Genomic DNA, 12,759 nt, shown 5'->3' with positions numbered 1-12,759 from the left:
CCCCCGCCCCGCCCACCCCACCGGACTCCCCCCTCCACACCGCCCTCACCCACATCGCCGACCAAGTCGCCCAAACCGTGGCCGCCCGCTGGCGGCGCGAGGAGGAGCAGCGCCAGGTCCACGACCCGTACCCGCTCCCGGTCCGCTGGCGCCCGGTCGCCGAGGAACTGACCGACCACTGGGCCAACATCCGCCGCCTGCCCCCGGGCAGCCCCCACGACCCCCTGGATCTGAGCGGCCAACTGGCCGCCGTCGTCGACGTCTACCGGCGCATACCGTCCGGACGCCTGGTCGTCCTGGGCCGCTCCGGCTCCGGCAAGACGGTCCTCGCCGTGCGGTTCGTCCTGGACCACCTGGCGTCCAGGGGCCCCGCCGACGCCGTACCGGTCATCTTCAGCATCGGCTCCTGGGATCCGACCGCCCTCACCCTCCGGGACTGGCTCGCCGCCCAGCTGACGCGCGACCACCCCGGCCTCGCCGCCCCCGGGCCCGGCGGGACGCGGTTGGCCGCCGCGCTGGTCGAAACCGGCCGGATCCTCCCCGTACTCGACGGTTTCGACGAGATCGCCGACGGTCTGCGCCGCCCCGCGCTGGAAGCCCTCAACGCCACCACGCTGCCGCTGCTCCTGACGAGCCGCCCGGCCGAGTACGCCGCCGCGGTGGCCGAAACCGACGTCCTCACCTCCTCCGCCGCCGTCGAACTGACCGACCTCACCCTGGACGACCTGGCCGACTACCTCCCGCGCACCACCCGCAAGGCCCCCGGCCGGGGCGGCCCGGCGACCGCCTGGGAACCCGTCCTGCGCGCCCTGCGCGAGCGGCCCCACAGCCGGGCCGCCGCCAACCTCGCCACCGTGCTCACCACTCCGCTGATGGTCACCCTGGCCCGCGCCGTCTACAGCGACACCCCCGGCGGCGACCCGTCCGCCCTCCTCGACACCCACCGCTTCGGCACCCCGGGCGAGCTGGAGGACCACCTCCTCGACAACTTCACCACCGCCGCCTACCGCCCCCGCCCAGAGCCCGGCCCCGGCGGCGGACCGCTCCGCACCTGGGACCCGGAACGCGCCCGCTACTGGCTCGGCTACCTCGCCCACCACCTCGACCGGCTCGACACCCCCGACCTGGAGTGGTGGCGCCTGGGCCACGGCCTGCGCCGCACCACCCGCACCCTGGCCACCGCGCTGGTGATCTGCCTGGCCATCGCGCTCGTCGACGGCGTCGCCGGCATCCCCTTCGACCCGTTCGCGTACCAGCTCGTGGACGGGCTGGTGGCGGGCCTGCTCGGCGGACTGCTGTTCGGAATCGCGTACTGGTTCATGGTCGCCGCCCGGGACGCGGCCGTGGAGCCGTCCGCCGTCCGCATGCGGATCCGCGGCCGGGAGCGCAGAACGGGCCGCAGACCCCTCCGCCGCCTGGCGATCGGGGTGCTCTGCGGCCTGGTCTTCGGCATCGGCTACGGCTTCGTACGCGGCATGATCAACGGGGTGGCGTACCACGCCCCCCTCCCGGACATCCTGGCCGGCAGCCTCGGCGACGGCATCGTCTACGCCCTGATGTTCGCCCTGGCCGCCGGCCCCACCCTCGGCCTGCTCACCCTCTTCGAGACCCCCCTCGACCTCCGCTCCGCCGTCAACCCGGTCAGCCTGCTGCGCACCAACGGCCGCACGGTCGCCACCCAACTCCTCGTCTGGGCACCGGTCTTCGGCCTCCTCGTCGGCTTCGGCTCGCTGGCCCTGATCGGCCCCCTCTCGACGCTCCTGGGCCCCATCGTCTGGAACCTCACCGCCGCCCTCAAACTCGGCCTCATCAGCGGCCTCGGCGGCGCCCTCGGCTACACCTTCAGCCTCACCTCCTGGGGCCAGTGGACGGTCTTCGCCCGCCTCTGGCTACCGCTGACCGGCCGGCTCCCCTGGTCCGTCCTCACCTTCCTCGAAGACGCCTACCACCGCGGCGTCCTCCGCCAGGCCGGCGCCGTCTACCAATTCCGCCACGCCCGCCTCCAACACCACCTGGCCCGCGCCTACCGCACACCGGCCGGCGGCGCCGGCAAGACCGGAGGCCGGTGACACGGGGCCGGCCAGGGGGCCACGAGGCGGCCCCCACCAGCCCGATCAGACACGCCCCACCCCAAGAATCTCCGACAGCACCACCACGGCGTCATCCGGGCTCGTCACAGGCACCGTACGCATCCCCAGCGACGCCGCCGGCGCCAGATTCTCCCTCCGGTCATCCGCGAACACACACTCATCCGCGGACAGTCCCATCCGCTCGAGAACGCGCTGGTAGATCACCGGATCAGGCTTCGCCACCCGCTCGCGTTCGCTGATCACCGCCACATCGAACAGCTCCCACACCCCGATGTGCGCGTACGGATCGTACGGATCCAGTCCGAAGCTGTTGGACAGCATCGCCACCACGTACCCGGCCGACCGGGCGGCCTCGGCCAGCGCGATCATCCCCATGGCGGGCCGCACGCCGGCCCACACCCGGCCCATCAGATTCTCACCGTCGTCGAGCCCGAGGACTTCCGCCGTCCGCCGGTTGAACTCCGCCTGGCTCATGGCCCCCACCTCAAGCGCCCGATAGTGGGCCCGGGCCTCCGGATGGTTGGTGAGCGTCTCCCCCCACGCCCGCGGCGCCAGCCCCTGCGCGGCACACCACTCCGCGTGCGCCTGGGCCACCCCTTCGGTGAGCACCCCCACGAAGTCCAGGATCAGCCCCTTGTACGGAACACCACCGACACCGGCAAGCCTTGCGCGCATACCGCGGACGTCCTTTCACGATGACCTCGCTCAGCCCAGCACCGTACGACGCCCCGCCGGGTGGGCGGCAGCCCTTAACGAGCCGTGGGCCAGGCAACGGCCTTCGACGACCCAGGGAAGTGGACACCGCCCCCCGCCCATGCGATATGATCATGACGCAGCTTCGGCCCGCGGACAGCGGGTGGGAGTCAGGCGTCCGTGGTCCAAGGAAAGACGTCCACCAACCGGTGGGAGATGCAGGTGCAAGGCCGGCCGGGCGCTCCATCGCAAGGTCCCCTCCTCGTAAGAGGAGGGGACTTTTCGCTGTCGGTGCCCGCGCTCGTCCTGCCGGCCGACCCCTCTTCCCGCCCCGTCTCAGCCAGGCAGTGCCTCATCGAGCCGGGCCGGCTCCGCCTCGCTCAGCACGAGGTCGGCGGCCCGGGCCGAGTCCGTGATGGAGGCCGGGCGACTGGCACCCGGCACCGGGATCACGGCGGGGGAGCGGGTGAGCAGCCAGGCCAAGGCGATCTGCTGCGGGCTGACGCCGTGTTCGGCCGCGACCCGATGGAAGGCGGTGCCCACCGAGGTCGGACCGGAGGGGCCGTCCAGGGAGCTGCGGGAGATACCGCCGAGGGGGCTCCACGGCAGGAACGCCAGTCCCAGTTCGGTGCTCAGCTGCGGCCGCGGCTCGCTGTCGCGGACGGCGGGCGAGTACTGGTTCTGTACGGAGACGAGTCCGTCGCCCAGGATCGCGTGTGCCTGGCGGATCTGGGCGGTGGTGACGTTGGAGATACCGGCGGCGCGGATCGTACCGGCGCCGAGGAGTTCGCGCAGGGCGCCGACGGACTCCGCCCACGGCACGGCCGGGTCCGGCTTGTGCAACTGGTACAGCCCGATCGCGTCCACGCCCAGCCGCTTGGCGGAGGCTTCCGCAGCGCGCTTGAGGTGTTCCGGGGTGCCGGTGACCGTCCAACTGCCGTCGCCGGGTCGCCCGCGGCCGCCCTTGGTGGCGACCAGGACGCCGGAGGTGTCGCCGCCGTAGCGGGCCAGGGCGCGGGCGATCAGCAGCTCGTTGTGGCCGGTTTCGCCGGCGTGCCAGTGGTAGCTGTCGGCGGTGTCGATGAGGGTGACGCCGGCGTCGAGGGCGGCGTGGACGGTGGCGATGGCCCGCCTCTCGTCCGGGCGGTGCTCGATGGAGAGCGGCATGGCGCCCAGGCCGATGGCGCCGACGGTGGTGTGGGCGAGGGGGCGGTGGTGCTGCATGGGGATCGGTGTTCCTTCAGGCGGGGTGGCTGATGGATAGGGACGCGGAGGGAACTTCGGAGAATGGACTCACGGCCTCCGCGACGGCGCCAGGCAACCAATCACTGACATGGGAAAAGGCGAACCCCAGTCCCCTCGCCCGCGCGTTGCTCATCGCGTAATGCCGGTCGTAGGAGAACGGCGAAGCCGGCTCGTCGGCCGCGACCACCCGGAAGACCGGCTCCCGGCCGGCCCGGGCGGCGACCAGCGCCGCCAGGCCGCGTACGTCGAGCGGACCGTCGGAGCAGGCGTTCACCGGACCGGCGAAGTCGGTGGCGGTCGCCGCCCACCGCAGCAGCTCCGCCAACTCCTCGTAGTGGATGAACACCGTCGGCAGCGCCGCCTCGTGCACCGCGATCTCCTCGCCCCGGCAGACGCGCTCCGCGTAGTACGCCAAGCGGCCCGTGAACTCCCGTTCCCCGCCGCCCAGTACGTGCGCGCTCCGCACGGCGGCGAACGCGAAGCCGGGCGCTCGCGCCAGGACGGCCTCTGCCTGGCGCTTCCCCTCGGCGTAGTGGTCCGCCAGGTATGCCGCATCGTGCCAAGGCAGGTCCATGGCGACCTGCCAGGCAGCCGGGTCCACGGTCTCCTCCGGTACGGGGGTACCCGCCGGCACGGCCGGCAGCGCGGCGGTCATCGGGTCGTAGACCTCGATCGTGGAGGTCATGACGTATCGGCGGGTACGGCCGGCGAAGACGCGCGCGGCGATCGCGGCCTGTACGGGCGTGTAGCAGACCTTTCCGTTGCATGCCCCCCACCTTGCCGACCTACCCTCTTCAGCAGAACTGGCCGCTGACTGAAAACGCCTTAAGGAATACTGTTGATCGATGTGCAACGGCTCCGCGTTCTGCGGGCGGTGGCGGACCACGGCAGCTTCAGCAAGGCGGCCGCGGCTCTCCGCCTCACCCCGTCCGCCGTCTCCCAGCACATAGCCGTGTTGGAACGCAGCCTGGGCGCCCAGGTCGTGGCGCGCAGCACCCGCGGGGCCACCCTCACCCGGGCCGGCCAGATCATGGTGGGTGCCGCCGACTCCGTCGCCAAGGCGCCGTCGACCTCGCGCTCGCCTACCACTTCGACGGCCCGCTGCCCGCCGGGCGTCCGGGCCCGAGCGCCGGCCTGCGCTGGACCGCGCTCCTGGAAGACCCCCTGCACGTCGTCCTGCCCGAGGGGCACCGCCTCGCCGACCGCCCGTCACTCGCCCTCACCGACCTGGCAGCCGAACCCTGGGTCCTCGGCTGCCTCAAAACCAAGGCACCTACGCCGTTACGCCGACCGCGCCGGTTTCGAACCGGAGATCCGCGGCACGACCACCGACTACTTCTTCGCCCGCTCGCTCGTCGCCGCCGGACTGGGAATCTTCCTCGCCCCGCAGCGGCAGGTGGCGCGCTACGAGGGGCGCGAGGAGATCCGGGCGGGTTTCAGCCGTGCCTGGAAGTCGCCGCACCCCTCCCCGGTGGTCGGCTTCCGTGACGTACGGGTCCACGAGACGGCGGACCCGGAGGTGATCATCGCCGAGCATGAATTCGACGCGGTCAACCACACGACAGGCGAGCCCTTCACCTCCGGCTTCGTCCTGGTCCTCCGGGCCCGCGCGGGAGAAATCGTCGCGGTCCGGGACTACGCCGATGTCCTGCGTCTCTCCGCCGGCCTCGGCCGACTGCCCCAACTCTTCGAGCAACTACAGGGTGCCGAGTAGCCGTGCCCGACCGCTGAGCCGGCTGACAACCGATCACTCGCGGACTCACCCCTGTGCGGAGGAGAGACAGGCAGCGGCCGGCAGGTGGCCGTACTCGCGGCAACGTGCCGAAAAACACCGGGAACTGAGGGGAGAACCCCTGCTATGGTGCGCCGATGTCATCGATCAAGCAGTTCCAAGTCACCTTCGACTGTGCGGAACCCGAACGTGTCGCTCGCTTTTGGTGCGAGGTGTTGGGGTACGTCGTCCCGCCACCGCCGGAGGGGTTTCCCACGTGGGGCGATTTCGATCGCTCGCTGCCGCCTGACCAACAAGGCGCGGCCTTCGCCTGCATCGACCCTTCAGGTGTGGGTCCGCGGCTGTTCTTCCAGCGCGTTCCGGAGGGAAAGGTCGTCAAGAACCGGGTGCATCTCGACGTGCGGGCCGGCACCGGGCTGGTGGGCGAAGAGCGCCTCGCCGCACTTGAGGCCGAGTGCGCACGACTGGTCGCGCTGGGCGCGGTACAGGTGCAACTACTGCCTGCCGATGACGTTAATGAGTCCTGCATCGTGATGCAGGACATCGAGGGCAACGAGTTCTGTCTCGACTGAGGATTCATCGGATGGGCGGCCTGGAGGGCGCCCCCGAGTGCGTCATGTCGAACTGCTGTCGTAAAGCATCCAGGAAACAGGGTGGCAGAAAGCAGGAATTTGCCGGAAAGCCGTGTGGCGGGGACGGCCCGGTCGGCAGGATGTGGGCATGGACGACCTTGGGGACGTGCGGCCGGGCGGAATGCGGCCGGTGGTGGTCAGGATTCCGGTGGAGCCGGTCGAGGCCGCTGTGGAGGCCGATGCGATTGATGCCGCGGTGCGCGCCGGTGATATCGCGGTCCGCGGACCGGTGTTCGGTGTCGCCGCGCAGGGCCCGGACGACGGGCAGCGGTGGCGGGTGGTGGTGCCGGTGTCGTCCGGCTGCCCGCAGATGGCACGCGACAGCTTGAACTCACTGCTGTGGTTCCGCGCGAAGGACGAGGCGCAGGACCGGGCCGAGCGCCGTGCCCTGCTGGCGGCGGTCGGGCGGCTGGAGCGCGAGCGCGTCAATGAACTCACCGTGCTGGGCACCCGCTACCGCGTCGTGCGCGCTGAGGAGTACGCCGGCGTGGGCCCCAACGGGATCGAGCTGCCGCGCCCGACCGACCCGGATCCCCTCGCTCCTGACTGGAGCCGCGGCGGTTCGGACGTGGAGATCGATGACGGCCTGGTCCTGGACCCCGACGCGCCGCTCACCCCGGCCCAGGCCGCGGAACGGCTCGCGCTGCGCGGCTTCTCCTACAGCGGCTACGAATTCCCCGACGACGCGCGCCGCGATTCCCGGCGGGCACTGGCGACCCACCCCGACGTCCTCCTGCTGCCCGCGACATTCATGGTCGTGGAGCGGAAGCGCCCGGGATGGCAGCCGGCGAGCAGCCTGCACGGCAGTCCGCACGACGCCCGGAAGACGCTGGACTTTTCCCTGGTGTGGTGGGACCCGCGCAGCCGCGGACTCATCCCTCCGGAGGCCGGGTACGAAGCCGACGCCCGGACCCACGTCGCCGAGAACCCCGACTCCCCGGACGAGGAGCTGGCCGCGTACGCCCAGGCCGCTGACCGGCTGCGCGCCGACCGCCTCAACGAGTTGGAAGTCCTGGGCACCGTCTATCGGATCGGCCGCATCCGCCGCCTGGTGCGCTGGGGCCCTGACGGGCCCGAAGGCCCGCGCCCGTCGGACCGCAACCGCCAGGAGCCCGACCGCATCCACCCCTTCCTCGACGAAGACGGCAACGTCCATTTCGAGCACGAGGAGGGCGAGGAGGGGGAAGCCTCCCCGCGTCACTACCCTCTGGAAGGCCCCTGACGGTGTGCGCGTATGGCTCGGCTGAAGGATCCATGGGGTACTCATGAGCCTCACGACGACGCATCGCGCTCTGCTGAGCCGTCTCCTGCCCGACGACAATCCGGACGAAGTCACCGTGCGCCAGGGGCAATTCCACACCGTGGCCATGGGCTCGGACCGCGTCGTGTGCCTGCCGCGCACCCGGGCAGCGGCCGCCCGCCTGCCCGAGCGGGTGGCCGCACTCCAGGCACTCGCCGGCCTCGACCTCGGCTTCCGCAGACCTGAGCCGCTGCTCCGGGGCGGCGCCCACGGCACCGACGAGGCGCCGTTCCTGGTACTCACCCGCATCCCCGGAGAACCACTGGACACCGAAGCGCTCAACGATGCTCAGGTGGCCTGCCGCTCCTCTCCGGCGTCCTCGACTGGGACGAGGTCGCACTCGGCGACCCTGCCGAGGACCTCGCAGCCATTGGAGCCAGCCATGGCCGCGGGCTCCTGGAGCGGGTACTCGCCCTGGGCGACTGGTCGCAGCACGGACTCCGCACCCGGATCGCCGCCATCCGCGGCACATTCGCCCTACAGCAAGCGCGCTACGCAATCCGCGACGGCGACGAGGAAGAACTCGCGGGCGACCTGGCCGACTACCGCTGGGGCACGCCACCTCCGCGCCAAGGCGCGTTGCCACCTGGTCCGTTGACGCCTACTGACGTGCTTCCCACTCGCTGCGGGTGAGTTCGTACGCGACCTCACCGTGTTCGGAGCCCTCGATCGCCTCCGGCCAGTCCCGGGTGGTATTCCGGACGAAGGACAGGCCCGACTTTTCCATGACGCGGCGGGAACGGACGTTGACGGCCATGGTGTTCGCCGTGACCAGCTCGACCCCAAGGTCGGTGAATCCCTTATGGATCAGGGCGCGGGATCCCTCGGTGGCGTAACCGTGTCCCCATGCCGCTTGGTTCAACCGGTAACCGAGTTCGACCACGGCGGGGCTGTGGTCCTCCAGCGGCCGGAATTCGAACCAGCCCAGGAATGCGCCGGAGGCTTTCTCCTCCGCGGCCCAGTATCCGCGGGTGTTCCAGCACGGGTAGTCGTGCAGGAGTCGCGGCAGGGACCGCGTTTTGATCGCCTCGCGGCTGGTGGGGCGGCCACCGTTGAGGAAGCGCATGACCTCGGGGTCGCTGTCCAGAGCGTGCAGGTGGTCGATGTCGGCGACGGTGAAGGCGCGCAGGACGAGACGGCCGGTCTCCAGGAAGGACGGCATCCCGCGATTGTCACCATGGGGCGGCAGGGGCTGCCACCGGTTATCCGACTGACTGGCGGCAGCGGCCGGCGAAGCGCCGGGAGTGGGGAGGGATGGCGCGCCCGATCAGCGAGGCGCCGCTACCAGACCCAACTCGTAGGCGCGGATGACGAGTTGGACCCGGTCGCGGGCCGGGAGTTTGGCGAGGAGGCGCGCTACGTGGGCCTTGGCGGTGGCGACGCTGATGTAGAGGTGGGCGGCGATTTCGCTGTTGGACATGCCGCGGCCGACGAGGGTGAGGACCTCGCGTTCGCGTTCGGTGATGTTCGCGGTGGGGCGGGGACCCGGGGTGGGTGAGGGGCGGGCGGCGAATTCCGCGATCAGGCGGCGGGTGACGCTCGGGGCGATCAGGGCGTCGCCGGCGGCGACCACGCGGATCGCCGTGAGGATGTCGTCCAGCGCCATGTCCTTGACCAGGAACCCGCTCGCGCCCGCTCGGAGCGCGCCGTAGACGTACTCGTCGTCGTCGAACGTGGTGAGGACGAGGACGCGGGTCGCCGCGGCGGACGCCGTGATCAGCCCGGTGGCCTCGATGCCGTCCATGCCTGGCATGCGGATGTCCATCACCGCCACGTCGGGTTCGGTGTCCCGGACCAGTTGGACGGCTTCGGCGCCCGTTCCGGCCTCGCCCACCACGTCGATGTCGGGGGTGTCGGCCATCAGGACGCGCAGGCCGTTGCGGACCAGGGGCTGGTCGTCGGCGAGTACGACGCGGACGCGGGCCGTCATGGGAGGGGCACTCCTTCGGGGAGGGGGAGACCGGCCGCCACGCGGAAGCCGCCTTCGGGGCGCGGGCCGGCGGTGAAGTGGCCGCGTAGCAGGGTGACGCGTTCGCGCATTCCGGTGAGGCCGTATCCGGTGCCGGAGGTGGTGGTGTGTCCGGTGGAAGTGCGGCTGCCGCCGCGGCCGTTATCGGTGATCTCGATGGTCAGTTCGCCGTCCCGGCGGGCGAGGGTGACGCGGCAGTGGGGGGTGTTCGCATGGCGTACGACGTTGGTGAGGGACTCCTGGATGATGCGGAAGGCGGCCAGGTCGATGTCGCGGGGGAGGGGGAGGGCCCGGTGTTCGCCCAGCCAGCGGATGTCGACCTGGACGCCGGCGTCCCTGGTCGACGCGGCCAGCCGGTCGAGGTCGGCCAGGCCCGGGGCCGGCTCGCGCGGTGCGGGCCGCGGCCCGGTGCCTGGTTCGGTGTGGCGCAGGGCGCCCAGGGTGCGGCGCAGACCGGCGAGGGTCTCGCGGCTGGTGTCCTCGATGGTGGCCAGCGCGGCGCGGGCCTGGTCCGGCTGGGTGTCGATGACGCGGCGGCCCATGCCTGCCTGGATGGCGATGACGCCGATACTGTGCGCGATCATGTCGTGCAACTCGCGGGCGATACGCAGGCGTTCGGCGGCGACTGCCTGGGCGGCGGTCTGCGAGCGCAGCGCCTCGGCGTGCTCGCGGCGTTCGCGTACCGCATGACCGGTCAGCCAGGCGGCGGCGAGGGCGAGAACGAGGACCACGACCGTACGGGCGAAGCCGTCCGGCCCGCTCCCGAGGCGGGCGGCGGCGGCGATCTGCACAGCGAGCGTCAGGAGGGCGGCGGTGATCGCGGTGCGGCGGGGGCGGGTGGCGACGGTGTGGCCGAGAGCGAGATCGTTCGCGGCGATCAGGAGGTAGGCGACCTGCCAGAACGGGCTTGTTGTCGCTGTGGCGTACGTGGCGAGGAGCATGAGTGCCACGGTCGGCAGGGGGCGGCGGCGCAGCAGTCCCGCGGGCAGGACGGTGAGTGCGGCCGCCGAGACGAGCGGTACGCCGGGGGAGTCGAACGGTGTGCCGCGGGTGGCGGAGAAGAGGGCGAACGGGTAGGCGATCGCCCCGCACCAGGCCAGCGCCGCCCGCGCGGCCGGCCGCGGGTGCCAGGACAGCGGGGGACGCGGCTCGGCGGACATGAGGTGATCGTAATCGTCTGACCAGCGGCGCGGCAGGGGCCCACGGGCGTACGCCCACGGGATACCGGCCCCGCCGCGAGTGCCGCCGACGGGCCGATGCCTGGCGGCCGCGCTCCCCGGCACCGTTGGCCGGGTGATCGAAGTCAACGAACTCACCAAGCGGTACGGCACCACCGCGGCCGTCAACGGCCTGACCTTCACCGTGCGCCCCGGCCACGTCACCGGATTCCTCGGCCCCAACGGCGCCGGCAAGAGCACCACGCTGCGGATGCTCCTCGGACTCACCCGGCCGAGCGGCGGTACCGCTACCGTCGGCGGCCGGCTGTTCCGGGACCACTCGCGCGGACTGCGGCACGTCGGCGCCCTGCTCGACGCGCATGACGTCCACGGCGGACGCAGCGCGGCGGCCTACCTGTCGGCCCTGGCCCGCAGCAACGGCATCCCGCGGCGCCGGGTGGACGAGGTCCTCGAGGAAGTGGGGCTGGCCACGGCCGCCCGGCGCCGCATCGGCGGATTCTCCCTGGGCATGAAGCAGCGGCTCGGTATCGCCGCGGCACTGCTCGGCGACCCCCCGGTGCTGCTGTTCGACGAGCCGGTCAACGGCCTGGACCCGGAGGGTGTGCGGTGGGTACGCGGCCTGTTCCGGCGACTGGCCGCCGAGGGGCGCACGGTGTTCGTCTCCAGCCACCTGATGAGCGAGATGGAGAACACCGCCGAGCACCTCATCGTCATCGGCCGCGGTGAGCTGATCGCCGACGAGAGCGTGACCGAGTTCGCGGCCCGCGGCACCCGCCGGAGCGTGACCGTGCGGACGCCCGACACCGCCGCGCTGGCCGCCGTACTCACGGCCGAGGGCGCCTCGGCGCGGCCGGACGGGCCGGGCGCGGACGCGGCGCTCACCGTGACCGGTCTGAGCGCGGCCCGCGTCGGCGAACTCGCCGGCCGGCACCGCATCGTGCTCCACGAGCTGGCCCAGCGCACCTCCTCCCTGGAGGAGGCGTTCATGGAACTCACCGCCGGCAGCGTCGAATACCTCGCCGGCCCGCCCCACACCCGCAAGGAAGCCCGATGAGCCGGACCACCGCGCGGCCGACCGCCGCCCCCACCGCCGTACGCACCCCCGCCCCCGAACCCCGCGCCCGCTTCCGGGATCTGCTCGCCGCCGAGTGGATCAAACTGTGGTCGCTGCGCTCCTCCTCCCTGGCGTTCGGAGCCGGCGCGCTGATCGTCCTCGCCATCAACCTCAGCGCCGCCGTCGCCGACTACACCAACTGGCCGACCTACAACCACGGCATCCGAGCCCTCTTCGTCCCGATCTGGTCCATGCGGGACGCCTTCACCACCGGCGCCGGCATGGTCCTGATCCTCGCCACCGGCAGCATCGGCGCCCTCACCGTCGTCAGCGAGTACAGCACCGGGCAGATCCGGACCACCTTCGCGGCGGTCCCGGCTCGCGGCTCGGTCATCGCGGCCAAGGCGGCCGTCGTCACGGCGGTCATGCTGGTCTACGGAACGGCCGTCGCGGGAACGTCGTTCGGCGCGACCCAGGCCATCCTGTCCGGCCGGGGCATCGGCCTGTCCCTGGACCATCCCGGCGTGCTCCGCGCCGTCGCGGCGTCCGCGCTGCTCGCTCCGGTGTGCGCGCTCATCGGCATGGGTCTCGGCGCCCTCATCCGGCACACCGCGGCCACCGTGGTGACGTACACCGGGATCCTTCTGCTGCTGCCGTTCCTCCTCAACGACCGCCACCGCTGGTCCTCCGCCCTCCTCCACGCGCTGCCCCGTACCGCCTGGGAACGCCTGGTGCAGATGGGCGATCCGTTCGGCTCGTCCCCCTATCCGGCGACGATCGGCGGGTCGTGGCTCGTGTACGCGGCCTGGCCCCTCGCGGCAGCGGCCGTCGCCGTGGTGGCGGTCCGGCGGCGGGATGTGTGACCT

General features: G+C 72.0%; 11 protein-coding genes and 2 pseudogenes. 7 read left to right on the top strand and 6 right to left on the bottom strand.

Features of this window, described 5'->3' with window-relative positions; translation table 11 throughout:
- A partial coding sequence (locus ADL22_RS13260) for an NACHT domain-containing protein (RefSeq protein ID WP_420711559.1) occupies window positions 1–2,069 on the top strand: 2,069 nt, incomplete at its 5' end.
- Between the two features lie 45 nt (window positions 2,070–2,114).
- Here the strand turns inward: ADL22_RS13260 and ADL22_RS13255 are convergent.
- The 3 genes from ADL22_RS13255 to ADL22_RS13245 form a co-directional block, all read right to left on the bottom strand.
- Complete coding sequence (locus ADL22_RS13255) at window positions 2,115–2,765, bottom strand: HAD family hydrolase (protein WP_066977620.1); 651 nt, start codon at window positions 2,763–2,765, stop codon at window positions 2,115–2,117.
- A 354-nt stretch (window positions 2,766–3,119) separates the two neighbouring features.
- A complete protein-coding gene (locus ADL22_RS13250) occupies window positions 3,120–4,007 on the bottom strand; it encodes an aldo/keto reductase (RefSeq protein WP_066977617.1) in 888 nt (295 codons plus the stop codon).
- A 16-nt stretch (window positions 4,008–4,023) separates the two neighbouring features.
- Window positions 4,024–4,713 carry a hypothetical protein gene (locus tag ADL22_RS13245; protein WP_234430674.1) on the bottom strand — a complete coding sequence of 230 codons (690 nt, stop codon included), beginning with the start codon at window positions 4,711–4,713 and terminating at the stop codon, window positions 4,024–4,026.
- Window positions 4,714–4,866: 153 nt separating this feature from the next.
- Between ADL22_RS13245 and ADL22_RS35345 the strand changes: the two are divergent.
- The 4 genes and pseudogenes from ADL22_RS35345 to ADL22_RS33865 all read left to right on the top strand — a co-directional run.
- A pseudogene (locus ADL22_RS35345) lies at window positions 4,867–5,415 on the top strand (LysR family transcriptional regulator); the annotation flags it as partial.
- Window positions 5,416–5,897: 482 nt separating this feature from the next.
- Window positions 5,898–6,332, top strand: coding sequence for a VOC family protein (locus ADL22_RS13235; protein WP_066977613.1), 435 nt, complete (start codon window positions 5,898–5,900; stop codon window positions 6,330–6,332).
- A gap of 148 nt (window positions 6,333–6,480) precedes the next feature.
- A complete protein-coding gene (locus ADL22_RS13230) occupies window positions 6,481–7,614 on the top strand; it encodes a DUF5954 family protein (protein WP_066977611.1) in 1,134 nt (377 codons plus the stop codon).
- Window positions 7,615–7,657: 43 nt separating this feature from the next.
- A pseudogene (locus ADL22_RS33865) lies at window positions 7,658–8,325 on the top strand (phosphotransferase).
- On the opposite strand, the gene ADL22_RS13225 reads toward ADL22_RS33865, so the two are convergent.
- The 3 genes from ADL22_RS13225 to ADL22_RS13215 form a co-directional block, all read right to left on the bottom strand.
- A complete protein-coding gene (locus ADL22_RS13225; RefSeq protein ID WP_066977607.1) occupies window positions 8,294–8,854 on the bottom strand; it encodes a GNAT family N-acetyltransferase in 561 nt (186 codons plus the stop codon). The pseudogene ADL22_RS33865 and the gene ADL22_RS13225 overlap by 32 nt on opposite strands.
- A gap of 105 nt (window positions 8,855–8,959) precedes the next feature.
- Window positions 8,960–9,622 (bottom strand): response regulator, encoded by a 663-nt coding sequence (locus ADL22_RS13220; protein WP_066977604.1) that lies wholly within the window; start codon window positions 9,620–9,622, stop codon window positions 8,960–8,962.
- Entirely contained in the window at window positions 9,619–10,821 is a 1,203-nt protein-coding gene (locus ADL22_RS13215; RefSeq protein WP_066977601.1) for a sensor histidine kinase, read from the bottom strand. Before ADL22_RS13215 ends, ADL22_RS13220 begins: the two co-directional genes overlap by 4 nt.
- A 133-nt stretch (window positions 10,822–10,954) precedes the next feature.
- On the opposite strand from ADL22_RS13215, the gene ADL22_RS13210 reads away from it, so the two are divergent.
- Complete coding sequence (locus tag ADL22_RS13210) at window positions 10,955–11,893, top strand: ABC transporter ATP-binding protein (RefSeq protein ID WP_066977598.1); 939 nt, start codon at window positions 10,955–10,957, stop codon at window positions 11,891–11,893.
- Complete coding sequence (locus tag ADL22_RS13205) at window positions 11,890–12,756, top strand: ABC transporter permease (protein WP_066977595.1); 867 nt, start codon at window positions 11,890–11,892, stop codon at window positions 12,754–12,756. The genes ADL22_RS13210 and ADL22_RS13205 overlap by 4 nt, the downstream gene beginning before the upstream one ends.
- Window positions 12,757–12,759: the final 3 nt, after the last annotated feature.

Origin of the sequence: Streptomyces sp. NRRL F-4489, assembly GCF_001509485.1 — a bacterium.
GTDB lineage: Bacteria > Actinomycetota > Actinomycetes > Streptomycetales > Streptomycetaceae > Streptomyces.
This window is presented reverse-complemented; position numbering and strand designations above follow the sequence as displayed.